This window comes from Streptomyces sp. MAI_2237 (assembly GCF_054189285.1).
Map to the genome: position 1 here is coordinate 289311 of NZ_JAJPGQ010000002.1, position 24660 is coordinate 313970.

General features: G+C 71.9%; 25 protein-coding genes and 1 pseudogene. 14 read left to right on the top strand and 12 right to left on the bottom strand.

What is annotated here, in order from left to right; all coding sequences use genetic code 11:
- Positions 1–13 precede the first annotated feature (13 nt).
- On the top strand, positions 14–1285 hold the full coding sequence (locus tag LN251_RS06120; protein WP_458243474.1) for a sensor histidine kinase: 1272 nt from the start codon (positions 14–16) through the stop codon (positions 1283–1285).
- Here LN251_RS06120 and LN251_RS06125 read toward each other — a convergent pair.
- Positions 1263–2876, bottom strand: coding sequence for an alpha-L-arabinofuranosidase B (locus tag LN251_RS06125; protein WP_458243475.1), 1614 nt, complete (start codon positions 2874–2876; stop codon positions 1263–1265). The genes LN251_RS06120 and LN251_RS06125 overlap by 23 nt on opposite strands.
- A 184-nt stretch (positions 2877–3060) precedes the next feature.
- Here LN251_RS06125 and LN251_RS06130 point away from each other — a divergent pair, with 184 nt between their 5' ends.
- Entirely contained in the window at positions 3061–3693 is a 633-nt protein-coding gene (locus LN251_RS06130; RefSeq protein WP_404150672.1) for a response regulator, read from the top strand.
- A 4-nt stretch (positions 3694–3697) separates the two neighbouring features.
- Here the strand turns inward: LN251_RS06130 and LN251_RS06135 are convergent, their stop codons facing one another.
- The 4 genes from LN251_RS06135 to LN251_RS06150 form a co-directional block, all read right to left on the bottom strand.
- A complete protein-coding gene (locus LN251_RS06135) occupies positions 3698–4489 on the bottom strand; it encodes a hypothetical protein (RefSeq protein ID WP_458243476.1) in 792 nt (263 codons plus the stop codon).
- A gap of 26 nt (positions 4490–4515) precedes the next feature.
- The gene (locus tag LN251_RS06140; protein ID WP_458243477.1) at positions 4516–5058 is read right to left on the bottom strand and encodes a SigE family RNA polymerase sigma factor; all 543 of its coding nucleotides are present in this window, start codon (positions 5056–5058) and stop codon (positions 4516–4518) included.
- Between the two features lie 64 nt (positions 5059–5122).
- Positions 5123–6595, bottom strand: a complete 1473-nt coding sequence (locus LN251_RS06145) for an MFS transporter (RefSeq protein WP_458243478.1) — start codon at positions 6593–6595, stop codon at positions 5123–5125.
- Positions 6596–6708: 113 nt separating this feature from the next.
- Complete coding sequence (locus LN251_RS06150; protein ID WP_458243479.1) at positions 6709–7896, bottom strand: lipid-transfer protein; 1188 nt, start codon at positions 7894–7896, stop codon at positions 6709–6711.
- 160 nt (positions 7897–8056) lie between these two features.
- Between LN251_RS06150 and LN251_RS06155 the strand changes: the two genes are divergently transcribed.
- The 5 genes from LN251_RS06155 (at position 8057) to LN251_RS06175 (ending at position 13705) form a co-directional block, all read left to right on the top strand.
- Positions 8057–9790, top strand: coding sequence for an MFS transporter (locus tag LN251_RS06155; RefSeq protein ID WP_458243480.1), 1734 nt, complete (start codon positions 8057–8059; stop codon positions 9788–9790).
- A 258-nt stretch (positions 9791–10048) separates the two neighbouring features.
- The gene (locus tag LN251_RS06160) at positions 10049–10699 is read left to right on the top strand and encodes a class I SAM-dependent methyltransferase (protein ID WP_249836727.1); all 651 of its coding nucleotides are present in this window, start codon (positions 10049–10051) and stop codon (positions 10697–10699) included.
- 22 nt (positions 10700–10721) lie between these two features.
- Entirely contained in the window at positions 10722–11711 is a 990-nt protein-coding gene (locus LN251_RS06165; RefSeq protein WP_458243481.1) for an N-acetylmuramoyl-L-alanine amidase, read from the top strand.
- 83 nt (positions 11712–11794) lie between these two features.
- Complete coding sequence (locus LN251_RS06170; protein ID WP_458243482.1) at positions 11795–12574, top strand: hypothetical protein; 780 nt, start codon at positions 11795–11797, stop codon at positions 12572–12574.
- Between the two features lie 120 nt (positions 12575–12694).
- Positions 12695–13705 (top strand): LLM class F420-dependent oxidoreductase, encoded by a 1011-nt coding sequence (locus LN251_RS06175; RefSeq protein WP_458243483.1) that lies wholly within the window; start codon positions 12695–12697, stop codon positions 13703–13705.
- A gap of 2 nt (positions 13706–13707) precedes the next feature.
- Here the strand turns inward: LN251_RS06175 and LN251_RS06180 are convergent, their stop codons facing one another.
- On the bottom strand, positions 13708–14121 hold the full coding sequence (locus LN251_RS06180; RefSeq protein WP_458243484.1) for a VOC family protein: 414 nt from the start codon (positions 14119–14121) through the stop codon (positions 13708–13710).
- 46 nt (positions 14122–14167) lie between these two features.
- Between LN251_RS06180 and LN251_RS06185 the strand changes: the two genes are divergently transcribed.
- Positions 14168–14455, top strand: coding sequence for a hypothetical protein (locus tag LN251_RS06185; protein ID WP_058925604.1), 288 nt, complete (start codon positions 14168–14170; stop codon positions 14453–14455).
- A gap of 125 nt (positions 14456–14580) precedes the next feature.
- Here LN251_RS06185 and LN251_RS06190 read toward each other — a convergent pair whose 3' ends face one another.
- From LN251_RS06190 to LN251_RS06200, 3 genes are read right to left on the bottom strand one after another with little or no spacing between them, the layout of a single operon-like run.
- A complete protein-coding gene (locus LN251_RS06190) occupies positions 14581–15651 on the bottom strand; it encodes a prenyltransferase/squalene oxidase repeat-containing protein (protein ID WP_458243485.1) in 1071 nt (356 codons plus the stop codon).
- Positions 15648–16382 (bottom strand): class I SAM-dependent methyltransferase, encoded by a 735-nt coding sequence (locus LN251_RS06195; RefSeq protein WP_458243486.1) that lies wholly within the window; start codon positions 16380–16382, stop codon positions 15648–15650. Before LN251_RS06195 ends, LN251_RS06190 begins: the two co-directional genes overlap by 4 nt.
- The gene (locus LN251_RS06200) at positions 16376–17776 is read right to left on the bottom strand and encodes a glycosyltransferase family 4 protein (protein ID WP_458243487.1); all 1401 of its coding nucleotides are present in this window, start codon (positions 17774–17776) and stop codon (positions 16376–16378) included. Before LN251_RS06200 ends, LN251_RS06195 begins: the two co-directional genes overlap by 7 nt.
- Before the next feature lie 210 nt (positions 17777–17986).
- On the opposite strand from LN251_RS06200, the gene LN251_RS06205 reads away from it, so the two are divergent.
- Entirely contained in the window at positions 17987–18616 is a 630-nt protein-coding gene (locus LN251_RS06205; protein WP_458243488.1) for a TetR family transcriptional regulator, read from the top strand.
- A gap of 16 nt (positions 18617–18632) precedes the next feature.
- Here LN251_RS06205 and LN251_RS06210 read toward each other — a convergent pair whose 3' ends face one another.
- From LN251_RS06210 to LN251_RS06220, 3 genes are read right to left on the bottom strand one after another with little or no spacing between them, the layout of a single operon-like run.
- A complete protein-coding gene (locus tag LN251_RS06210; RefSeq protein ID WP_458243489.1) occupies positions 18633–19496 on the bottom strand; it encodes a tetratricopeptide repeat protein in 864 nt (287 codons plus the stop codon).
- Positions 19497–19549: 53 nt separating this feature from the next.
- On the bottom strand, positions 19550–19783 hold the full coding sequence (locus LN251_RS06215; RefSeq protein WP_200698584.1) for a ferredoxin: 234 nt from the start codon (positions 19781–19783) through the stop codon (positions 19550–19552).
- Between the two features lie 6 nt (positions 19784–19789).
- A complete protein-coding gene (locus LN251_RS06220) occupies positions 19790–21247 on the bottom strand; it encodes an aldehyde dehydrogenase (RefSeq protein WP_458243490.1) in 1458 nt (485 codons plus the stop codon).
- A gap of 85 nt (positions 21248–21332) precedes the next feature.
- Here LN251_RS06220 and LN251_RS06225 point away from each other — a divergent pair, with 85 nt between their 5' ends.
- The 5 genes and pseudogenes from LN251_RS06225 to LN251_RS06245 all read left to right on the top strand — a co-directional run bounded on the left by LN251_RS06225 (position 21333) and on the right by LN251_RS06245 (position 24412).
- Positions 21333–22361, top strand: coding sequence for an MBL fold metallo-hydrolase (locus tag LN251_RS06225; protein WP_458243491.1), 1029 nt, complete (start codon positions 21333–21335; stop codon positions 22359–22361).
- A gap of 93 nt (positions 22362–22454) precedes the next feature.
- Positions 22455–22886: pseudogene (locus LN251_RS06230) on the top strand (nuclear transport factor 2 family protein); the annotation flags it as partial.
- Positions 22884–23261, top strand: a complete 378-nt coding sequence (locus LN251_RS06235; protein WP_458244140.1) for a RidA family protein — start codon at positions 22884–22886, stop codon at positions 23259–23261. The pseudogene LN251_RS06230 and the gene LN251_RS06235, both read left to right, overlap by 3 nt.
- Positions 23262–23408: 147 nt before the next feature.
- The gene (locus LN251_RS06240) at positions 23409–24113 is read left to right on the top strand and encodes a PP2C family protein-serine/threonine phosphatase (RefSeq protein ID WP_458243492.1); all 705 of its coding nucleotides are present in this window, start codon (positions 23409–23411) and stop codon (positions 24111–24113) included.
- Positions 24017–24412, top strand: a complete 396-nt coding sequence (locus LN251_RS06245) for a PP2C family protein-serine/threonine phosphatase (RefSeq protein ID WP_458243493.1) — start codon at positions 24017–24019, stop codon at positions 24410–24412. Before LN251_RS06240 ends, LN251_RS06245 begins: the two co-directional genes overlap by 97 nt.
- The last annotated feature ends 248 nt before the right edge of the window (positions 24413–24660 follow it).

A 24660-nucleotide genomic window follows, 5' to 3' on the forward strand; every position in this document is an offset into this window, starting at 1 on the left:
GGGGACGAGGATCATGAAGTGGACGCGTGGGGTCGCCTTCCAGCTGCGGCAGTGGCGGGCGGCCCGGGAGCGGTGGCAGGCGGACATGCGGGCCTTCAAGGCCGCGCAGAAGGAGGCGCGCCGCACGGGCGCCGAGGTGCCCGAGCATCCGGGGCCGCCGCCGACCGCCTTCTCGCTGCTGCCGTGGCTGCTGATGGGGCTGGGCGCGTTCTCCAACCTCTTCCAGGGCAAGACCCCCAACCCGTGGATCGGCGGCCTGGGGCTGCTCACCTTCAACTCCCTGTACATCTTCGTGGCGACGCGGGCCTTCGTGAAGGAGAAGCGGCAGGCCGTCTCCACGCGGGTGGCGCTGGCCGTGATGGCCGCGATCACCTGCGCTCTGGCCGGCGCCTACGGCGACAACTGGCTGCTGTTCTTCCCGCTGCTCGGGCTGGCCACGGGAGCGGCCCTGCGGGGCGAGTACCTGCGCTGGTCCGGCACCGGCGTCGCCCTCCTCGCGGGGGTGGTCTCCACCGCGCGCGACGGCTGGAACGGCCTGAACATCGCCTACGCCACCTTCATCTCGACCATGGTGACGGCGGCGATCCTCTCGCTCTCCGAGGCCGTACGGGAACTGCGCGCCGCCCGCGAGCAACTCGCCCACCAGGCGGTGGAGAAGGAGCGGCTGCGCTTCTCCCGCGACCTGCACGACCTGCTCGGCCACACCATGTCGGTGATCGTGGTGAAGTCGGAGGCCGCCCGGCGGCTGGCCCCGCGGGATCTGGACGCCGCCCTGGCCCAGATCACCGACATCGAGTCCGTGGGCCGCCAGGCCCTCACCGAGATCCGCGAGGCCGTCACCGGCTACCGCGAGGGCAGCCTCGGCACCGAACTGGACCGCGCGCGGTCGGTGTTGGAGGCGGCCGACGTGGAGCCGGTGGTGCGGCGCTCGGGCACGCCCCTCGCGCCGCAGACCGAGGTCCTGCTGGGCTGGGTGGTGCGGGAGGCCGTGACCAATGTGCTGCGGCACGCGGGCGCGACCCGCTGCGAGATCACCGTGGACAGCACCTCCGAGCAGGTCCGCCTGACGGTCGCCGACAACGGCGGCGGTGAGCCGGCCCTCCCGTCCTCCCCCGGTCTCGGCGGCACCGGTTTGAAGGGGCTGACCGAGCGCCTCGCGGCGGCGGGCGGCTCCCTGCGGGCCGGACCGTCGCCGCGAGGCGGCTTCACGGTCACCGCCGAGCTCCCCTTGGAGCCCGGCGACGCACCGGCCCCCGTGGCGGCTACGGCGCCCAGGGCGCACTGACCACCCAGCTCACGTCGTCCGTCCAGGACGTGGCGCTGTCCCAGGTGTTGGAGCCTCCGTCACTCGCTATGTAGACGTTGTAGTCGTAGTGGCGGAGGAACTTCGCCGGGTAGTTGTACGACGCGAACGACGTGCCGGTGCCGCTCTTGCCGGTCGTCGGACAGAACGTGGCGTCCTGTCTGTACTGGGTGGTGCCGGTCATCGGCTGCCGCAGCAGCTGGTAGTTGTAGTGGCGCAGGAAGTCGCCGGGGTAGTTGCGCGACTCGAAGGAGACGCAGGAGGCGTCGGCGAGGCCGCGGCGGACGATCCAGGTGGCGTCGCTCTTGTCCAGGGCCGAACTGCTGGACGTGATGGCGGAGATGACGGCCGTGTCGTTCTGGTGGCGGATGTAGTCGCTGGTGCAGCAGGACGTGGTCGCCTTCAGGGAGATCTCCGAGCCGGGGGTGAGCGTGCCGGTGGAGCCGGTCGCGCCGCCGTAGCCGACCGAAACGATGTTGGCCTGGACGGAGTTGTCGGCGGCGTCCGTCGGGATGCCGGAGGTCATGACGCCCTCGAAGAAGGAGCCGATGGAGCCGTTGCTGTTGTCGCCGCCGGTGCCGAGGACGATGGCGCCCTCCTGGTGCATCGGCGAGTAGCCGCTCGCGTTGGTGGGCTCACTCCCGGAATAGGTGGTGGTCAGCCCGCCGGATTGGGCGTTGCCCCATTTCAGTGCGAAATGGTTCTGGCCGTTGTTCTTCAACAGCGCGGTCACGAACGGCAGCGCGCCCGTGCCGGTGTTGGAGGAGTTCGTGCTGTGGCCGAGGTCGGACTGGAACAGCCCGTTCTCCAGGTCCGCCTGCACCCACGGGCCCTGGCCGTAGCAGGGCGAGAACCAGCATTCGGTGCCGAAGTTGATCGCGTCCATGTGGCCGTTGCCGGTGTCCTTGTTGTTCGTCTCGGCGTTGCCGTAGTCGAAGCAGCAGCTGCCGTTGACGTGGGTGCCGGAGGTGACCATGTACATCCCCTCCGCGCCACCGTTGACGGCGACGCCCGAGGTGGAGTTGTCCCGGTAGCCCATGCCGGCGGAGATCTCCAGGCCGTAGACCTGGTGGCCGCCGACGGTCACCGGCAGGGCGTCCGCGGGCGCGCCGACGTCGGCCGCCCCGGCGCCTCCCGCGCCCTCGACGGTCAGGTCGTTGTGGCGCGGGGACTGGTCGTAGATCTTGGTGATGAGGCAGGTGGTGCCGGCGCAGAAGGAGTCCTGTGCCGCGGCGTTGGCGTACCCGCCGGCGGCCAGCAGCCCGATGTCCTTGGTGGCGCCGTCGGAGGCCCGCTGCACCTGGTAGAGGGAGCCGTTGTACGAGGAGTACAGCGCCCTGGCCAGGCTGTGCGCGGCGACGCAGGGGGTGCCCGCGGCGGCGTAGATGTCGCAGGGCAGTGAACCGGCCGCCTGGGCCTGGGCCGACGGCGAGCGCGAGCACCGTGACGAGCGCCGAGAGCGCTGCCAGGGCCGTGGTTCTGAGTCTGGGGAACGCGCGGGAGAGCACGATGGACCTCCTTGAGCGTCCGGTATTCCGAACGGCGTTCGAAGCGTATTCCGGATTTCTCTCACCGATCGAAATGCCGAACAATTGCGGGTGGGAGTGCGGGCACAGGAATTGCAAAGGCGAACTCTGAATGCAGAGGCGATTGTTGGGCCGGCGTCAGGTGCCGTCAAGCCTTCCGGAACGGAACCATGCCGAGTCTTTAAGGGGTCCGGCCGGCCGGCCGCGCCCTACTCTTGGCCCGTGGACGAGATGCCCCGGGAACACCGGCCGACCAGGAACGTGCGGGTTCTGCTCGCCGAGGACCAGGGGATGATGCGCGGCGCGCTCGCCCTGCTGCTGAACCTGGAGGCCGACCTCGAGGTCGTCGCCCAGGTCGCCGCCGGTGACGCGATCGTGGACGCCGCGCTGACGCACCGCCCCGACGTCGCCCTGCTGGACATCGAACTGCCCGGCATGAGCGGCCTGGACGCGGCCGCCGAACTGCGCGAGCAGGCGCCGGACTGCCGGGTGCTGATCCTCACCACCTTCGGACGGCCCGGCTATCTGCGCCGCGCCATGGAGGCGGGAGCCGCCGGCTTCCTGGTGAAGGACGGCCCGGTGGAGGAACTGGCCGCCGCGATCCGCCGGGTGCTGACCGGCGAGACCGTGGTCGACCCGGCGCTGGCCGCCGCCGCGCTCAGCGCCGGTCCCAATCCGCTCACGGCCCGCGAGTGCGACGTCCTCAAGGCGTCCGTGGACGGCGCGACGGTCGCCGACATCGCCGCCAAGCTGCACCTGTCGGAGTCGACCGTCCGCAACTACCTCTCCTCGGCCATCGGCAAGACCGGCACCCGCAACCGCATGGAGGCGATGCGGGAGGCCCGGCAGCAGGGCTGGCTGTGAGACGTCACCGCGCCGGCCCCGTCACCTCCACCCCCTTGTAGACGGTGCCCTTCGGCGCCAGGCACACGAACCAGCCGTCCGGGGAGCCCTCGGCCGACCGGATGCCCGGCGCCAACTCGCCGTTCGGCCGCGGCCCCGAGACCCGGCGCAGGACGGTGCTCGACCCGTCCTTCCAGGCGCAGGTCACCTCCCGGGCGTCCTTGGCGACCCGTCCGACCACCAGGCGCTGCGCCCCGGTCCCCGGCGCCAACTGCACCGCGCTCACGTCCCGGTCGATGCCCGCCTCGGCGTCCCGCTCGGGCAGCGAGTTCTCGATCACCACCGAGTCGTCCTCCCCGTAACTGAGGTGCACGAAGTACGTGCGCTTGCCCAGCAGGTCGGCGGCCGTCTCCAGGGACGCGGGCCATTCGCCCCGGTACTGGCCCATCGCCGTCAGCTCCGCCTCCGCCTCCTCGCTGTCGCGCGGCGCGTCCCACACGTCGACGGTGACCGCCCAGTCCTTGCCGTCCTCGGTCCCGCCCGCCAGATCCGTGCGGTGCGGCTGGTACCGGGGGGTGTCCGGCGTCGCCGACGGCCGGGGCGCCGACGGCTCCACCCGTCCGTCTGCGCCCGGCAGCCCCGCCAGCGCCACCGTCCCCGTCGCCCCGACGATCGCCAGCGCCGCCGCCGCGGCCACCGCCCACCTGCGCGCCCTGCGCCGCCGCCCGCCCCGGACGACCGCCTGGGTGGGGGCTATACCGACCTCGACCCCGTCCGCCGCATCGGCCAGCAGGAGGGCGATGTCCCTGTGCGTCATGTCCTGGTCCGCTTCCCGGTCCGCGCTCATCCCTTACCGCCCCCGCTCGTCACCGTCTCCGCCAGCCCCGGTATGGCGCGCAGTTTCGCGATCCCCTTGGCCGCGTTGCTCTTCACCGCGCCGACGGAGCAGCCCATGGCCTGCGCCACCTGGGTCTCCGTCAGGTCCTCCCAGTACCGGAGGACCACCGCCTCCCGCTGCCGCGGCGGCAGCTGCGCCAGCGCCTTCAGCAGGACTCCGCGGTCGTCGGCCTGCGCGATGCGGTCACCGGTGTCGGCGACCTCGCGGACCAGGCCGGAGTCGTCCTTCGGCGCCAGGAACTCCCGCAGTTTCCTGCGGTGCCTGCGTGCGTGCGCGTTGATCATCACGCGCCGTACATACGCCTCCGGGTCGTCCGCCGAACCGACCCTGCGCCAGGCCACGTAGACCTGTTCGAGGGTCGCCTGGGCGAGGTCCTCGGCGGCGTGTCGCTCCCCCGTGAGGAGAAATGCCGTCCGCACCAGCCGCGGCCAGCGGCCGATGACAAAGCTCTGGAACTCCTCGTCCCGAGCCTCCTTGCGATCCCCCATGGGCACCTCCTAGATGTCAGAAGGAGTCCACGAGCGCCCCGGACCGTTGCCTCGATCGGCGAAATCACTCCGCGGCGGAGTCAGGACGCGACATCCCCGTCCCCTCTCCCCGCCCCGCCGCCTTCTGCCGAGGCAGCCATACCAGCATCAGCACCACCCCGGCGAGCAGCACCCCGGCCCCCGTCCGGAAGACCAGCGCGTATCCCTCGGTCAGTGCCGCCGGTGTCGCGCGGTCGCCCGTGCGCGCCGCGGCGATCGTCGACATCACGGCGAGCCCGAGCGAACCGCCCATCGTCCGCGAGGTGTTGATCAGCCCCGACACCAGGCCGGCCTCCCCGGGCGCGGCCCCGGACGTGGCGAGCGCGGCCAGCGGGGTCGCCGTCAGCCCGGCGCCCAGCATCATCAGGATGCCGGGCAGCATGATCTCCGTCAGATACGCCCCCTCGGACGTCATCGCGGACTGCCACACATAGCCGGCCGCCGCGATCAGCGTCCCCAGCGCGGCCAGCCGGCGCGCCCCCAGCGCCGGCAGGAAGCGGGGCGCGAGCTTGGAGCCGAGGATGATCGCCAGGGAGCTCGGCACCAGTGCCAGTCCCGCCTCCAGCGGGGTGTAGCCGAGCACGTTCTGCGCGTACAGGGTCATGAAGAACCACATGCAGAACATCGCGGAGCCGTTCAGGAACATCGCCGCGTTCGCCGACGACACCGCCCGCACCCGGAACAGCCCGAGCGGCATCAGCGGGACCGTCGTCAGCGCCTCGACGGCCAGGAAGCCCGCGATCAGCGTGAGTCCGGCGGCCAGCGGCACCAGGGTCGCGGCCGACGTCCAGCCCTCGGCCTCGGTCTGCGAGATGCCGTACGCGAGGGTGGCGAGCCCGGCCGTCACCAGGACCGCGCCCGGCAGGTCGAGCCGCCGCCCGCCGCCGTTGCGGCTCTCCGCCAGCCACCTCATGGAGCCGGCCAGCACCACCGCGCCGACGGGCACGTTGATCAGCAGGACCCACTGCCAGGACAGTCCGTCCACCAGTGCTCCGCCGACCAGACCGCCCGCGGCCCCGCCGCCCGCGCCCACCGCGCTCCAGGTGGCGATGGCCCGCATCCGCGCCGCGCCCTCGGGGACCGCCGAGGTCAGGATGGTCAGCGTCGAGGGCGCCAGCACCGCCGCGCCCAGCCCCTGCACGGCGCGTGCGACCAGGAGCTGCCCGCCCTCCTGCGCCAGCCCGCCGCCCAGCGACGCCAGTGTGAACAGGCCGAGCCCGACCAGGAACATCCGCTTGCGCCCGTACAGGTCGCCGGCCCGCCCGCCGAGCAGCATGAAACCGGCGAAGGCGATGGCGTAGGCGTTGACCACCCACTGCAGCCCCTGCGCGCTCAGCCCCAGGTCGGCCCGCATCGACGGCAACGCCACATTGACGACCGACACGTCCAGCACGACGAGGAACTGGCCCGCGCAGGCGAGGGCCACGACCAGCCACGTGGGGGGCGCGGTACGACGGGTGGTCCGGGTGGCGTCAGCGGTGTCCAGCATGCCTGTCATGCTCTCAACCCCTCCGCGCCCCTTGCATCGGCATTTCGCCCCACGACGTCTTCCGTCGCCGGACCTAGGCCCCCCCGGAGCGCCCGAACGGGGCGGAAGAGCGGCTTGCCGCCTTACGCCGCCCGGAGCAGTGTCACCACCGCCGCCCCGCCCAGCCCGATGTTGTGCGCGAGGCCCACCCGTGCCCCGGGGACCTGCCGCTCCCCCGCCGTACCCCGCAGCTGCCAGACCAGCTCGGCGGCCTGGGCGATGCCCGTGGCCCCCAGGGGATGCCCCTTGGAGATCAGTCCGCCGGACGGGTTCACCACCCAGCGCCCGCCGTACGTGGTCGCCCCGGATTCGACGAGCTTGCCCGACTCGCCCTCTCCGCACATGCCGAGCGCCTCATAGGTCAGCAGTTCGTTGACGGAGAAGCAGTCGTGCAGCTCGACGACGTCCACGTCCTCGATCCCGAGCCCGGCCCGCTCGTACACCTGCCGGGCGGCCTCCCGGGACATGGGCTGCCCGACGACGTCGATGCAGGAGCCGGACGCGAAGGACTCCTCGGTGTCCGTGGTCATGGCCTGGGCGACGATCTCGACGAGACCGGTGAGGCCGCGCGCCTCGGCGAGCCGTTCCGACACCACCACCGCGGCCGCGGCCCCGTCGGACGTCGGCGAGCACTGCAGCTTGGTCAGCGGCCGGTGGACCGTACGGGCCGCGAGGATGTCGTCCACCTCGTACACGTCCTGGAACTGCGCGTACGGGTTGTGCGCGGAGTGCCGGTGGTTCTTGGCGGCGACGGCGGCCAACTGCGCCTCGGTGGTGCCGTACCGCTCCATGTGCTCGCGGGCGGCGTCGCCGAAGATCTGGGCGGTGGGCGGGGTCCTCTCGAAACCGTGCCGGGCGGCCATGATCCCGTAGTGCCGGGCGACGGGAGAGGTCCCGAAGTCACCGCCGTCGGCCCCTCCCCCCAGCGCGCCCTTCCTCATCTTCTCGAAGCCCAGCGCCAGGACGCAGTCGGCGGCCCCGCCCTCCACGAGCTGCCGCGCCAGCATCAGCGCGGTCGATCCGGTCGCGCAGTTGTTGTTGACGTTGTAGACCGGGACGCCGGTGAGACCCAGCTCATAGACGGCGCGCTGACCGGCGGTGGACGGCTGGAAGCAGTAGCCGACGGGAACCTGTTCCACGTCCTCGTACGTCACTCCGGCATCCGCGAGCGCCGCGCCCCCCGTCTCCCGGGCCATGTCCCAGTACTGCCAGTCCCGGGTCTCGGGCTTCTCGAACTTGGTCATCCCGACCCCGGCCACGTATGCCCTCATGACGCGCGAGACTAGAACACGTTCCATTCCATGGCCAGACCTGACGTCCGGTCAGATCTTCATGACCGGGTCAAGGATCGGCGGGAGACCCGACGCCCCGGAATAGTTGCCTGTGCATACGAGGTTTACCCAGCACTTATCCAACGGGAGGCCTCACGCAATGACGCACACGACGAACGACCAGCCCGCCCGGAGAGCGAGCGGGGCCGTGGTCCCGGTCCTCGCCTTCGCGGGCATCGTTGTCGCGGTGATGCAGACCCTGCTCGTCCCGGTCATCAAGGACCTGCCGCAACTGCTGGACACCGCGCCCAGCAACGCCACCTGGGTCCTGACCTCGACACTGCTCTCGGGCGCCGTCGCCACGCCGATCATGGGCCGCCTCGGCGACCTCTACGGCAAGCGGCGGATGCTGATCCTCAGCCTCGCCGTGATGGTGGTCGGCGCCCTCGTCAGCGCCCTCACCAGCACCCTGCTCCCGATGATCGCCGGCCGTACGCTCCAGGGCTTCGCGATGGGCGCCATCCCGCTCGGCATCGGCCTGATGCGCGACATGCTGCCCCGCGAGAAGCTCGGCTCCGCGATGGCCCTGATGAGCTCCTCGATCGGCGTCGGCGGCGGACTCGCCCTGCCGCTCGCGGCCCTCGTCGCCCAGCACGCCGACTGGCACGCCCTCTTCTACGGCGCCGCCGGCCTCGGTGTCCTCTCCATCGCCCTCACCCTCCTCGTCGTACCGGAGTCCCCGATGCGCGCCGAGGGCTCCTTCGACGTCCTGGGCGCGATCGGCCTCTCCACCGGCCTGGTCCTGTTCCTGCTGCCCATCACTAAGGGCAGCGACTGGGGCTGGACCTCCGGCACCACGCTCGGCATGTTCGGCGCCGCGGCCGCCGTCCTGGTCCTGTGGGGCGTCTACGAGCTGCGCGCCAAGGCCCCGCTGGTCGACCTGCGCACCACCGCCCGCCCGGCCGTCCTCTTCACGAACCTCGCGTCGATCATGGTCGGTGTCAGCTTCTACGTCGTCTCGCTCGTCCTTCCCCAGCTGCTCCAGCTCCCGAAGGCGACCGGCTACGGCCTCGGTCAGTCGATGGTCGTCGCGGGTCTGCTCGTCGCTCCGCTGGGCCTGACGATGATGGTCACCGCCCCGGTCTACGCCCGCCTGTCCGCCAAGTACGGCCCCAAGACCACCCTGATCCTCGGCATGCTGATCATCGCCGTCGGCTACGGCGCGGGGCTCGGCCTGATGAGCGCGGCCTGGCAGAGCCTGGTCATCTCGGTCGTCCTCGGCGCGGGCATCGGCCTCGCCTACTCGTCCCTGCCCGCGCTGATCGTGGGCGCGGTCCCGGCCTCCGAGACGGGCGCCGCGAACGGCCTCAACACGCTGATGCGCTCCATCGGCACGTCCGTCTCCAGCGCCGTCATCGGGATGGTGCTGGCCAACACCGCGCAGAACGTCGGCGGGGTCGCGATCCCCACCATGCACGGCTTCCGGGTGTCCTTCCTCATCGCGACCGGCGCGGTGGTGATCGGCCTGCTGATGGCCCTGTTCCTGCCGAAGCCCGACCGGGCGCCGCGGCTGCGGGCCAGCAGCGAGGAAGAGGCCGCCCTGGAGCGCGCCGAGCAGGTGCTGCGCGGCTTCCGCGGGCGCGTCCTGGACGCCGAGGGCGCACCGGTGGCCCGGGCCAAGGTCACGCTGATCGACCGACGGGGGCGGCAGGCGGGGGCGACGCTGTCGGAGCCGGACGGGACGTATGTGCTGGCGGTGCCTACGGAAGGGGCGTATGTGCTGGCCGCGCGGGCGGTGGGGCACGGTCCGTTGGCGTCCGCCGCGTCGCACTCCGGTGAGGAGCGGGCCGTGGATGTGGATCTCGCGCTGCCTGGGGAGAGTGTGAGCGCGTAGAGATCGGGGGGAGCCGTCGTGTGGCGGCTCACCCGCCGTCGTGGCTTGTCGCGCAGTTCCCCGCGCCCCTTCGGGGCGCTGCCGGCATCGCGGCGGCCGCGGGTTCGTCGTGGCTTGTCGCGCCCACGCGGCGGAGCCGCATATCGATACAGCCCCGCGCCCCTCGAGGGCGATCACCGTACCCCCTGTCGAATCGTCGGCCGGGGGTACGGCAGCATGGGGCCGCTGATGCTTGCTCGTACGACCGGGAGGAACCCCATGGCCGCGGCGCCCAAGCCGGAGATCCTGGCCGCTTTCGAGGCGGCGAAGGGGTTCATGCCCGTCGACGAGGGGCTGGCGCTGTACGCGGCCGCGGTCGAGGCGGGCGCGCTCGGTCTGCCGCTGCTGGAGGTCGGCACCTACTGCGGCCGTTCCACCGTCCTGCTCGCCGACGCGGCCCGGCAGGCCGGGGTGACGGCCCTGACCGTCGACCACCACCGCGGCAGCGAGGAGCAGCAGCCCGGCTGGGACTACCACGACCCGGAGACGGTCGACCCGGAGATCGGCCTGATGGACACGCTGCCGACGTTCCGGCGCACCCTGCACCGCGCCGGTCTGGAGGAGCACGTGGTCGCCCTGGTGGGCCGCTCCCCGCAGATCGCGAAGTTCTGGGGCACCCCGCTCGGCCTGGTCTTCGTCGACGGCGGCCACACCGACGAGCACGCCACCGCCGACTACGAGGGCTGGGCCCCGCACGTCGCCGAGGGCGGACTGCTCCTCATCCACGACGTCTTCCCGGACCCGAAGGACGAGTTCACCGGCCAGGCCCCGTACCGCGTCTACCTTCGGGCACTCGAGTCCGGCGCGTTCACCGAGGTCTCGGTGACCGACTCGCTGCGCGTCCTGCGGCGAACGGGAGCGGGGATCTGAGGGCGCCGTTAGAGTCGCAGACGTGTCGTACGTAGGCCCGGACTTCGATCCACCGCAGCCCCGCCGCCCCCGTCGCGGCCCCCTCACCGTCGCCCTCGCCGCGCTCGTGCCCGGCGCGCTGCTCGGCTGGCTCGTCTACGACACCGTCGGCGGGTCCGGCGGCGGAGGCGGGTCGGACGGGGCGACGGTACGGGCGGCCACCAGCGCGGCGTCCAGCGGCGCGGCCTCCCCCACGTCCTCCGCGTCCGCGAGCGACGACACCAAGCAGCCCGGCACGCAGAGTCCGGCGCCCACGCGCGCCGACCCGACGTCCTCCGCGCCGGCCGTTTCCGGCCCCCTCAAGGGCAAGGTCGTCGTCATCGACCCGGGTCACAACCCCGGCAACTTCCAGCACACCGCCGAGATCAACCGCAAGGTGAACATCGGCACGAACTGGAAGGAGTGCGACACGACGGGCACCTCCACCAACGCGGGTTACACGGAAGCCCAGTTCACCCTGGACGTCTCGCACCGGTTGAAGGCGCTGCTGGAGCGGCAGGGCGCGACCGTGAAACTGACCCACGACAACGGCTCCCCGTCCTGGGGCCCTTGCGTCGACGGCCGGGCCCGGATCGGCAACGACGCCCACGCCGACGCCGCGATCTCGATCCACGCCGACGGCTCCGCGGCCGGCAACCGCGGCTTCCACGTCATCCTCCCGGGCGCCGTGCACTCGGGCGCCGCCGACACCCGGCCGATCGTCGCCCGCTCGGCCTCGCTGGGCGAGCGCGTCGCGGGCAACTTCGTCCGCGTGACGGGCGAACCCGCCTCCAACTACATCGGCGACGGCACCGGCCTCGTCACGCGTAAGGATCTCGGCGGTCTCAATCTGTCAACGGTTCCCAAGGTGTTCATCGAGTGCGGCAACATGCGCGATAGCAAGGACGCGGCACTGCTCACCAGCGGAGCCTGGCGACAGAAGGCGGCGCAGGGAATCTCTGAGGGAATCGTGAGTTTCCTGCGCTCTTCGTGATCGGTGGGCGGATCCCTGCGGACACCCTGGTCGGGCGGGCGATAAGGTCTACCGACGACGAGACGACTGACGAAGGACCTGCAGTGAATATCCGCTCCCTCAACCGAGGCGACGGCGTGGTGATCGGGGCAGCGGTGTTGCTGTTCATCGCGTCGTTCCTCCACCTCTACTCCGTCGACGGCCTGGGCAGCTACACCGCGACCGCGTGGGACAACCTCGGCAACGGGCTCGGCCTCTACATGGGCGGAGTCGTCGGCGCCGCGCTGATCGTCGTCAACCGATGCCTGCCGCAGCCCCGCAAGGTGGCCGGCCTGGACCTCGGCACGGTCGGCACGGCGTTCTCGGTCCTCGTCGTGTGGATCCTGTTCTGGACGATGGTGGACGTCCCGGACCCGGCCAGCCCCTCCGCCGGCCTCATCCTCGGCTTCATCGCCGCCCTGGCCCTCGCCGGTGCCGCCATCGCCACCCCCCTTGTCCCCGCCCTGCAGGCCGCGCTCATCCCGGCGCCCAAGCCGCAGGCTCCGCAGCCGTACGGGGCGCAGCCTCCCGGTGGCTACGGCTACCCGGGGGCGCAGCAGCCGCAGTACGGCGGCCAGCCGCAGCCGGGGCAGCCGTACGGGGCGCAGCCGCAGCCCGCGCAAGGGCAGCCGCAGCCGGCCGGCGGGGACTTCTCGCCGTTCTGGTTCGCCGTTCCGGTGCCGCGGCCGCTGTTCGCGGAGGACGGTTCGCCGACGCCGATCGCCGAACTCGCGCCGGGCACCTGGTACCTGGCCGTCGAGCAGCGCGGTCCGGGCCTGGTCGCCCAGACCCAGGACGGACGTCGTGGCGTGCTGCAGGACACCTCGGGGATCCAGCGCGGCTGACCTTCCCCTTCCCGCTTCACGGCCGGCCCCTCGCCCTTCCGGGTGGGGGGCCATTGCCGTACAGTCGCCTCCCGCGGTGCCGTAACTGACGGTTCGTCAGACAGGTGAGGGAGGCGCGTCATGCGACTGGGGCTCGCGCTCGGCTACTGGGGCCGTGGTCCCGACGCCGGTCATGTGCCGCTCGCGCAGGAGGCCGAGCGGCTCGGCTACGACTCCGTGTGGACCGCCGAGTCGTGGGGGTCCGACGCCTTCACGCCGCTGACCTGGATCGCCGCCCACACGTCGAGGATCAGGCTGGGGACGGCCGTCGCGCAGATGGCCGCCCGGTCGCCGACGACCACCGCGATGCACGCGCTCACCCTCGACCATCTCTCCGGCGGGCGCGTGATGCTGGGGCTCGGCCTGTCGGGGCCGCAGGTGGTGGAGGGCTGGTACGGGCGGCCGTTCCCCAAGTCGCCGCTCACCGCCACCCGGGAGTACGTGGACGTCGTACGGCAGGTGCTGCGGCGGGAGGCGCCGGTTGCTCTGGAGGGGCGGTTCCACTCGCATCCGTACCGGGGCGCGGACGGCACCGGCCTCGGGAAGGCGCTGAAGCCGATCACTCATCCGCTCCGGGCCGACCTGCCCGTTCTCCTCGGCGCCGAGGGGCCGAAGAACGTCGAGCAGACGACCCGTATCGCCGACGGGTGGCTGCCGTTGTACTGGTCGCCGAGCCGCTCCGACGTCTACGGCCCCTCCCTCGCGCAGCTCCCGCCCGGGTTCCTCGTCGCGCCCATGGCCCAGGTCCGGGTCTGCGACGACGTGGGCGAGGGCCTGCTGCCGGTGAAGACCATGCTCGGCTTCTACATCGGCGGGATGGGGCACGCCACCCGCAACTTCCACGCCGACCTGATGGCGCGGATGGGGTACGAGGAGGAGGCGCGGCGGGTGCAGGAGCTGTTCCTGCGGGGGCGGCGCGAGGAGGCGGTGCTGGCCGTGCCCGACGCCTTCGCCGACGAGATCTCCCTCGTCGGCCCGCGCGAACGCATCGCCGAGCGGCTGGAGTTGTGGCGCAAGGGGCCGGTGACGGACCTGCTGGCGCTGGCCCCCGATCCCCATACGCTCCGGGTGCTGGCGGAGCTCAACTCGTAGGCTCAGTAGGCCTGGAGCTCCACCAGCGTGCCGTCCGGGGTCCTCAGGTGCGCGGTGCGCAGGCCCGGGCCCCACTCGGGGCGGTCCCGGGGCTCGGCGACGACGGTGGCGCCGTGGCCGCTCAGCCGACGCGTGGCGTCGTCGACGTCGGGGACCCGCAGGACGAGCATCGCGGTGTCCTGGGCGGGCGGTGCGGAGGGCAGGTTCTCGGTGCCGACGACCTGGGCGACGGCCTTGCGGCCGAACAGGACGAGGACGGCCTGACCGTCCAGGTCCCAGTTGGCATAGCCGGCGTCGGGCAGCACCTTCACGGGCTCGATGCCGAGGAGGTCGCGGAGGGCCTCGGTCCAGAAGTGGGCCGCGGTGTCGAAGTCCTCGACGAGCAGCCGGGGGTAGAGAGCGTCCACGGCGTTCATCGTACCGAGCGGGTTTCATCCCGGAAGTCGCGGCAATCCGGAAAGCATGTCTCGATATAGCAGCGGCAATCGGGCCGGCGCGGTCGTGGCGATCGTCGCCGACATCATGGCCCTCATCCTGGGGCTGTGGATCCTGATGTACCTGTTGGACGCCAACCGGGCCAATGACCTGGTGCAGTTCGTCCACAATGCGGCCAACTGGCTGGCCGGCTGGTCGCGTGATCTGTTCACGTTCGACAAGGCGTGGGCCCGTGTGGTGGCGGGCTACGGACTGGCGGCGGTGGTCTACCTGTTCGTCGGTCACGCGATCGCCGGACGGCTGCAGCGCCACTGAGGCGCGGCAGCGGCGCTGAGGCCCCGGCAGGGACGCCGGGGCCTCAGTCGTAACAGTTGGCGCCGGGGCCTCAGTCGTAACAGTTGGCGCCGGGGCTTCAGTCGTAGCAGTCGGCGCCCGGGGCCTCAGCCGCAGCAGTCGGGGTCCAGGCCGCTGGGCAGGTTCTCCCCGCCGAACACCGTGCAGGTGGCGTCGTGGCCGCCGAGGGCGGCGACCGCGAGCAGGAGCGAGCCGGCCGTCCAGGTGGTCAGCTCCTGCGGCCAGATCGCCTCGTCCTCGAAGACGTAACCCGTCCAGTACAGGCCGCTCTCGGCGTCCCGCAGGTGCTGGATCGACTTCAGCAGGGCCAGCGCGCGGTCCGATTCGCCCATCGCCCAGAGGGTGAGGGCGAGTTCGGCCGACTCGCCGCCCGTGACCCACGGGTTGGGGACGACGCAGCGCACGCCGAGGCCGGGCACGACGAAGCGGTCCCACCCTTCCTCGATACGGGACTTGGCCTCCGCGCCGGTCAAGGCGCCGCCCAGCACCGGGTAGTACCAGTCCATCGAGTAGCGGTCCTTGTCGAGGAACCGCTCCGGGTGCCGGCGGATCGCGTGCCGCAGCGCGCCCACCGCCAACTCCCAGTCCGGCTGCGGTTCCTCACGCTGCTCGGCGATGGCGAGCGCGCAGCGCAGGGCGTGGTGGACGGAGGAGGAGCCGGTCAGCAGCGCGTCGGTGGTGAAGCCGCCGTCGTCCTCGCCCTTCCAGCCGATCTGCCCGCCGGGCTGCTGCAACCGCAGGACGTACTCGATCGCCGCGCAAACGGCGGGCCACATGCGGTCCAGGAAGGTGTCGTCGCCGGTGGAGAGGTAGTGGTGCCACACCCCCACCGCGATGTAGGCGACGAAGTTGGTCTCCCGCCCGCGGTCGGTGACGTCGGCGAAGTCGCCGTCGGCGTAGGCCGCGTACCAGGAGCCGTCCTCGTTCTGGTGCCGGGCGAGCCACTCGTAGGCCCGCTCGGCGGCCTCGTGCTCGCCGGCGGTGTCGAGGGCCATCGCGGCCTCGGTGTGGTCCCAGGGGTCCAGGTGGTGGCCCCGGAACCACGGGATCGCACCGTCCTCCCGCTGTACGGCGAGGATGCCCGCGACGGTCGCGGCGGCCTGCCCGGCGGTCAGGACCCCGGGCAGGACGAGGTGTTCTGTCCGGGGGGTGGTCACTTGGCGTCCACCGCCGGGAGGTGGGGCTTGGTCGCGTACGCCACGAAGCTCTTGCCGATCAGCGGGTTCAGCGCCTGCTCGGCGACCCGGGTGGCCAGCGGCTTCTTCATGATGTCCCAGACCAGCAGCTTGTGGTACGCCCGCACGGGCAGCGCCTTGTCGTTGTCGACGCCGAACGCGCACTTCAGCCACCAGTAGGGGCTGTGCAGGGCGTGGGCGTGGTGCGTGCCGTAGGGCTTGAGGCCGGCTTCCTCGATCTTGGCGATCAGTTCGTCCGCCTTGTAGATGCGGATGTGGCCGCCCTCGACCTCGTGGTAGGCGTCGGACAGGGTCCAGCAGACCTTCTCGGGCCCGTAGCGCGGCACGGTGATGGCGATACGGCCGCCGGGCCTCAACACCCTTACCATCTCGGCGAGTACGCCCTTGTCGTCCGGGATGTGCTCCATCACCTCGGAGATGATGACGACGTCGAAGGACTCGTCCGGGAACGGCAGCGCGAGGGCGTCGCCCTCCATGGCGGTGGCGGTCGCGCCCTCGGGTGCCTCCCCGGCCTCCTTCATCGCCGCGAACCACTTAGCGACCTCGCGGATCTCCTCGGCGTTCTGGTCGAGCGCCACGACCTGGGCGCCGCGCCGGTAGCACTCGAACGCGTGCCGGCCGGCACCGCAGCCGAGGTCCAGGACGCGGTCGCCCGGGGCGAGCGGGAACCGGGAGAAGTCGACGGTCAGCACGTGGCCCTGCTTTCGGAATAGACGCCGGTGTCGGGTGTGGGGGGCGTGGACTCGACGCCCTGCGCGGCCGCGGTGCGGCCGGGAAGCCTGCCGGAGGACCCGGCGATCGCCTCGCGGTAGCGGGCCACCGTGCCCTCCGCGGCCCCCGCCCAGGTGAAGTGCCGCAGCACCCGCTCCCGGCCCGCCCGGCCGAGGCGCGCCCGCAGCTCCGCGTCGCCCAGCAGCCGGCTCAGCCCGGCGGCCAGCGCCCCCGCGTCGCCCGGCGGCACCGCGAGGCAGGTCTCGCCGTCGGTACCGGCGACCTCCGGGATCGCCCCGCCGGTCGTGGCGACGAGCGGCGTCCCGGTGGCCATGGCCTCGGCCGCCGGCAGGGAGAAGCCTTCGTAGAGGGACGGCACGCAGGCGACCTCCGCCGAGCGGACCAGGTCGACCAGTTCGGCGTCGGAGATGCCCTTGACGAAGTCGACGGCGCCTTCGAGGCCGTAGCGCTCGATCGCCTGCGCGACGGGCCCCTCGGTGGGCCGCTTGCCGACGACGACCAGGTGGGCGCCGGCGTGCTCGGTCCGCACCTTCGCCAGGGCCTCGACGAGGAAGACCAGGCCCTTGAGGGGGACGTCCGCGCTGGACGTCGTCACGATCCGGCCCGGGACGACGGGGACCGAGGCGTCCGGCGAGAACAGGTCGGTGTCGGCGCCGATGTGGACCACGTGGATACGGTCCCCGCGGACGCCGAGGTGGTCGACGATCTCGGCGCGGGAGGTGCCGGAGACGGTGAGCACGGACGGCAGCCGGCGCGCGACGCGCTTCTGCATGCGGGTGAAGGCGTACCAGCGGCGCTTGGACATCCGCTGCTGCCAGTTCTCGGCGGCGTCCAGCTCCAACTGCCGGTCGACGGTGATGGGGTGGTGGATGGTGGTGACGAGGGGCGCGCCCACGTCCCCCAACAGGCCGTATCCCAGCGTCTGGTTGTCGTGCACGACGTCGAACTCGCCCCGCCGGGCGCGCAGATGGCGGCGGGCACGCAGGGAGAAGGTGAGCGGTTCGGGGAAGCCGCCGGTCCACATCGTGGCGACTTCGAGGACGTCGATCCAGTCGCGGTACTCGTCGCGCGCCGGGGTGCGGAAGGGGTCGGGCGAGCGGTAGAGGTCGAGGCTCGGCAGCTCGGTCAGGGTCAGTCGGTCGTAGCCCTCGTCGAGGACGGGGTACGGCTGGCTGCCGATGACCTCCACGCGGTGGCCGAGGCGGGCCAGCTCGCGGGAGAGGTGGCGGACGTAGACACCCTGTCCGCCGCAGAACGGGTTCCCTTTATAGGTGAGGAGCGCGATGTGGAGCGGTCGCCCGCCGTCGGCGGCCAGGTCCTCCTGGGGACCGGCCTGACTGGCCTCAGCGGTCACTCTGGGCCCCCTTCTGCATGCATTGTCCCGCGAGATTACGCCGGGACGCTAATCTAGAACAAGTTTCAGACTTGATCGTCCAGGAGGCTCTGAATCTACCGGCAGGTAAGGGCACTGTGAGCAGTGGATCAGGTGATTCGCGCCACGGCTGAGCCCTTGCCGTGCTCGGTCCGATCACCAGCCCTCACCGAGTGTCACGGAACGGGACCCATGCCTGCGGAAGCCAAGCCAGACGCCACCGCGCGGACGTCCTCCTCGCCCCTCACGGAGCGGCAGGAGGCCCGCCGCCGGCGCATCCTGCACGCGAGCGCGCAGCTCGCCAGCCGGGGCGGTTTCGACGCCGTGCAGATGCGGGAGGTCGCCGAGTCCTCCCAGGTGGCCCTGGGCACGCTGTACCGCTACTTCCCGTCCAAGATCCATCTGCTGGTCGCCACGATGCAGGACCAGCTGGAGCACATGCACGGCACGCTGCGGAAGAAGCCGCCGCAGGGCGATACGGCCGCCGAGCGGGTCGCGGAGACCCTCATGCGGGCCTTCCGCGCGCTGCAGCGCGAGCCGCACCTGGCCGACGCCATGGTCCGCGCGCTCACCTTCGCCGACCGCAGCGTCTCGCCGGAGGTCGACCAGGTCTCCCGTCAGACGACGGTGATCATCCTGGACGCGATGGGGCAGGCCGACCCGACGCCCGAACAGCTCTCGGCGGTCCGCGTCATCGAGCACACCTGGCACTCGGCCCTGATCACCTGGCTCTCGGGCCGGGCGTCGATCGCCCAGGTGAAGATCGACATCGAGACGGTGTGCCGCCTGATCGACCTGACCGATCCGCACCAGGGGACCTGAGAGGGCCGGCCCGTCCTCAGCCGACCGCCGACAGGCCGCTCCAGCCGCGCCCAACAGCCGCCCCCTCCGCCCACCGCGCGAGGAGTCGCCGCGCCTCCTCCTCCGGGGCCGCCAGGGACACGGTCTGGGCGCCCGCCGGGACGCTCCGCTCCTGCTGATGGGTGCCCTCGCTGCAGCAGGCGCAGAGCATGCGGACGCTGCTCGCGGGTTCGGCGCCGTAGCCGTGCTCGCCGAAAAGCTCCAGCAGGGCCCGCAGATCGTCCGCCTCGCCGGCCGCCACGGTGACCTCCAGGGTGGGCAGCTCGGAGGCCTCGAACAGCAGGAGCTCGTCGAAGACGGGGTAGGTCGCGCCGTCGACGATCCGCTCCCCCTTGGGCTCACCGTCGTGCACGACGATCTCGCCGTACCGCCGTCCGCCGGTGACGGGCACGTTGACCACCCGTCCCCGCGTCGGACACAGCCGCTCGATCCACACGACCTCGCGCTCACCGCCGGTGTCGAGCCGGACGCACGCGTGCCCGAAGGAACCCGTGATCTCGCCGTCGCCGTCCGGGAGTTCGATGCCGAAACCGGCCCAGGCGTCGCGGGCGGTCGCCCAGTCGCGCTGGATCGTCGCCGCGATGCCCAGGTTCCAGTACGCGGGATCGCCCTCGCCGCGCGGGGCACGGGCGGCGGCCTCGCGCCCGAGGTCGTACGCCTTCGCCCAGTTCCGCAGGAACTTGTGGGCGAGCGCGGCGTCGTACCACCACACCGCGCTCGGCCCGACGTCCGGGAACTGGCCGAGCACCCGCTCGTAGAGGTCGGCGGCGCGCAGCCACTCCTCGGCCTCCCACGCCTCGCCCGCCTGTCGGATCAGCTCCTTGGCCTCGGCCTTGCGCACGCGTCCCGCCCCGCTCGTTGATCGTTCCTACGACGACCGCAGGAGCGTAACCCTCACTCCTCGGGCGGGAACACCGGCTCCCCGCTTCCCGAGAGGGTGACCACGATCGCCTCCACGGGGCAGTTCTCGGCTGCTTCCAGCACCCGCTCGTTGGCATCCGTCTCCGGCTCCACCGGATGGGACTGCATCGCGGAGTCCAGCCGGAAGGCGCCCTCGGCCCGGTGGACGCACTGGGCCGAGCCGATGCACACGGAACGGTCGACCTCGACGTGCCAGCGGTCCCCCATGAGCGCTCAGCCCTCCCAGCCGGCCGGCAGGTGGATCATCTTGTGCTCCAGGTACTCCCCGAACCCCTCGGGCCCGAACTCCCGCCCCAGACCGCTGTTCTTGTAGCCGCCGAACGGGCCCAGCATGTCGAGACTGAAGGTGTTCACCGAGTACGTCCCGGTGCGCACCTGTCGCGCCACCTCGATGCCGTGGCCGACGTCCGCCGTCCACACGCTGCCGCTCAGTCCGTAGTCCGAGTCGTTGGCGATCTTCAGGGCGTCGGACTCGTCGCCGTAGGGCAGCAGGCAGATGACCGGGCCGAAGATCTCCTCCCGCGCGATCCGCATCGAGTTGTCGACGTCGCCGAAGAGCGTGGGCTCCACGTACCAGCCCCGCTCCAGGCCCGCCGGACGCCCGCCGCCCGTGAGGATCTTGGCGCCCTCCTCCTGGCCGATGCGGATGTAGTCGAGGTTGCGCCGCTGCTGGCGCTGCGCGACGAGCGGGCCGACCTGGGTCGCCGGGTCGAGCGGGTCACCGACCACGAGGGCGCCGGCCGCGGCGGAGAACGCCTCGGCGAACTCGTCGTAGCGGGAACGCGGCACCAGGATGCGGGTCTGGGCCACGCACGCCTGGCCGTTGTTCATCCAGGCCGCCGGCACGACCCCCGCGACCGTGGTCGCCACGTCCGCGTCCGGCAGCACGACGGCCGCCGACTTGCCGCCCAACTCCAGGGTCACGCGGGTGAGGTTGCGCGCGGCTACCTCCATCACGCGCTTGCCGGCGGCGACCGATCCGGTGAAGGAGACCTTGTCGATCCCGGGATGCCCGACGAGGTACTCGCTGACCTCCCGGTCGGCGGGCAGCACGGACAGCACACCCTCCGGGAGCCCGGCCTCCTTGGTGATGTCCGCCAGGATGTACGCGTCCAGCGGCGACTCGGGCGACGGCTTGAGGATCACCGAGCAGCCGGTGAGCAGAGCGGGCGCGAGCTTGGCGGCGGCGACGAACTGCGGGACGTTCCAAGGCACCACGGCCGCCACGACGCCGACCGGCTCGCGCCGCACGAGGATCTTTCCGAGCACGCCGTCGCGCCGCTCCTCGTAGATGAAGTCCCGAGCGACCGTGATCGCCGCGTCCCACACCATCATCGCGCCGAGGGCCTGCGCGAGGACGCTCCAGGAGTACGGCGACCCGTTCTCGGACGAGATCACGCGGGCGATCTCCTCGTGCCGTACGGCGATCGCGTCCTTGATGCGCGTGACCACCGCGATCCGCTCGTCCAACGACATCCGCGGCCAGGGCCCCTCGTCGAAGGCCCGGCGCGCCACCGCCACCGCCCGGTCGACGTCCTCCCGCGAGGCGTGCGGCACCCGCCCGATGACCTCCTCGGTGTGCGGCGAGATCACCTCGATGACGTCCTCGCCCAGGGGATCGGTCAGTTCCCCTCCGATGAACAGCTGTCCGTGTTCCAAGAGCTCGGCCATCACCACTGCCCTCGTTTCTGACGGTGTTTCAGAAACTGATACCAGTTCTAGTTATAGTGGGCAATGGCCGTGGAGCGGAGGGCAGATGGCGGAGACGTTCGATCATGGCGGGGGCATACGGTCCGTTCGGGTGCCCATTCCGGACAACCCGCTCGGGCACACGCTGGTGTACGTCGTCGACACCGACCGGGGACCCGTCCTGATCGACACCGGCTGGGACGACCCGGAGGCCTGGTCCGTGCTGGCGGAGGGGCTGCGCGCCTGCGGTACCGATGTCTCGGCCATCCACGGTGTCGTGATCACCCATCACCACCCCGACCACCACGGCCTGTCGGGCAAGGTGCGCGAGGCCTCCGGTGCCTGGATCGCGATGCACGCCGCCGACACGGCGATCGTCCGGCGCACCCGGGATACCCGGCCCGGCCGGTGGTTCACCTACATGACCGCCAAGCTCACGGCCGCCGGCGCCCCGGAGGAGCACATCGCTCCCCTGCGCGATCCCGCCCCGCGCGCCGCCCTCCCCGGCTTCTCCCCCGCCCTGCCCGACCGCGAGATCGTCCCCGGCGAGCCGCTAGACCTGCCGGGGCGGCGGCTGCGCGCGATCTGGACGCCCGGGCACACTCCCGGCCACGTCTGCCTGCACCTGGAGGAGGAGCACCCCTCCCGGCTGCCGGGTCGCGGGCGCCTGTTCTCCGGGGACCACCTGCTTCCGGAGATCACCCCGCACATCGGCCTCTACGAGGACCCGGACGACGCCACGGTCACCGACCCGCTCGGCGACTACCTCGACTCCCTCGAACGCGTCGGCCGACTCGCCCCCGCCGAGGTGCTCCCGGCCCACCAGCACGCCTTCACCGACGGGCCGTCCCGCGTACGGGAGTTGCTCGCCCACCACGAGGAACGCCTCAACGGGATCCTGGCTCTGCTGGCCGCGCCCCTCACCCCCTGGCAGCTCGCCGAGCGCATGGAGTGGAACCGGCCCTGGGAGCAGATCCCCTACGGATCACGGAACATCGCGGTCTCGGAAGCGGAGGCCCATCTGCGACGGCTGGTGAAGCTGGGGCGAGCGGAGGCGGTGCCGGGGAGCGATCCGGTGACGTACACGGCTGTCTGACGCCGATGAATGATGAAAACAGTGACGTCTGAATACAGTGACGTCTGAATACAGTGACTTACCCTGCCGCGGACAGCGTATGAATACGTGTTCATGGAGAACCTTCTCGCCGAGCGCGCCTGCGAGCGTCTGATCCTCGACTTCGTCCACCGTCTCGATCTCGGTGAACCGGCCTCCGTGGCCGAGCTGTTCGCCGAGGACGGGGTCTGGCGGTGGCCGAAGGGGCGGCGGCGGATCGAGGGGCGGGACGCGCTGCGCACGTACTTCGGCGCCCGTCCGGCCGACCGGCTCTCGCGCCGCGTGATGTCCAACGTCCGGGTCACCGTGACCGGTCCGGACACGGCGACGGCGACCTCGTACTTCACGACGTACCGCGTCGACGGCCACGGCGGCGGCATCCTGCCCGCCGGGCCGCCGTACCAGGTGGGCCACTACGAGGACGACTTCCGCAGGGCCGCCGACGGTACCTGGCTGCTCGCCACCCGCACCCTCGTGCTGCCCTTCGGCGGCGGTCCGCAGCGCGTGCACACCGACGCGGCGCCCTTCGTCCGCTTCTCCGACGGCACCGAACCGCCGCTGTCGCAGGGCGTGCGCACCGGCCCCTTCCTGTTCACCTCCGGCCAGGGGCCCCTGCACCCGGTCACGCACGCGATGCCGGCCTCCTTCGCCGACCAGGCGCGCCGTGTCCTCGCCAACGTCGAGGCCGTGGTCGGCGACCGCCGCTCGATCGTGCGCTGCACCTGCTACCTGGCCGACCGCGCCCACTTCGCCGAATTCAACGCGGTCTACCGCGAGTTCTTCGCCGACTGCGACCCGCTTCCCGCCCGGACGACGGTGGTGGCCCGCCCGGTGCGGGAGGGGGTGCTGGTGGAGGTGGACGCGGTGGCCGTCGTCGGCTGACCCGCGGGCCCGACAGAAAGACCTCAGGCACTGGGCAGTTGTCGGCACTTTCCGACGAGTTGCGCTCAAGTCCACGTCGGCATGCGACGTCGGTGGATGGTCGGCCCTCGTCGGGGAGGGCAGCGGAGAGGGAACAGGAACGGCGCGATGAACGCCATGCACGCGATGCCGGTCACACCGCTCCTGCTCGGCCCGCTCCTGGCCAGTGTGCGGCTGGACCGCGGCCGCACCCTGCTCGTCTGCTGCTGTGCGGCGGCGCTCGGTCCGGTCATGGGCGCCGGCGCCGGCGACCTGGCCTCCGCGCGGTTCGGCACCGAGTACGGCGGCCTGCTGCTGGGCTGTGCCATCGCCGCATACCTGGCACGGCACCGCACCTCGCTGGAGGCGGCCCTCGCGCAGGCCCGTGAGGTGGCCCACCGCACCCAGCAGCTGATCCTGCGGCCCATCTCCCGGGACCTGGACGGCATCCACGTCTGCACCCGATACCACTGCGCCGCCGCCGAATCGGCCGTCGGCGGCGACGTGTACGAGGCCGCGGCGACGCCGTACGGCCTGCGGGTGCTCGTCGGTGACGTCCGCGGTCACGGACTGGAGGCGCTGCGGCTGTCCGCGGCGACCGTCGCGGCCTTCCGCGAACTGGCGTACACGACACCCGATCTGCCCGCGCTCGTCACCGACCTGGACCAGCGGCCCGCCCCGCAGCTGGATCGGAGGACTTCGTCACCGCCGTACTGGCCGAGTTCGCGCCCGGCGAGGTGCGCCTGGTCAACTGCGGTCGTCCGGGGCAGATTCGGGTCAGCCGGGGCGCCGAGCTGCTCGAACCCCTGGCGGCCGTGCCGCCGTTGGGGCTGAACCCCGATCCGCGCCAGTACCGGGTCCGCCTCCAGCCCGGTGACCGGCTCCTGCTCCACACCGACGGTCTCACCGAGGCCCGCTCCCCGGACGGCACCCTCTTCCCCCTCCTCCCCGAGATCGCCCGCGCGCTGCGCGAACCGCTCCCCGACGACGCCCTCGACCACCTCTACGCCCGTCTCGTCGCCCACACCGGCGCCCGCCCCGCCGACGACGTGGCCCTGGTGCTGTGTCAGCCGTCGGAGGCGTCGGCGCCGGTGACAGCCGTCACGCACAGCCACCGCTCAGGGTGCTCCTGACCCGCGGGTACAGTGTCGGGGTCGTCATCACACACCCGTACGGGGGAAAGCCGGTGCGAATCCGGCGCTGACCCGCAACCGTGACCCGGTCCGTCCCGGACCGGCCAGCCGGAGTGCCCCACACGGATCGTGACCGGCTCAGGTGTGCCGGCACCCCGCCGCCACACGGCACCGTCGAGGTATACGGAGCCGAGCCGCCCGGGGCTGTCCCGTGCTGCTTTCCGGCTCCCCAGGGAGAGGCAGCAGCC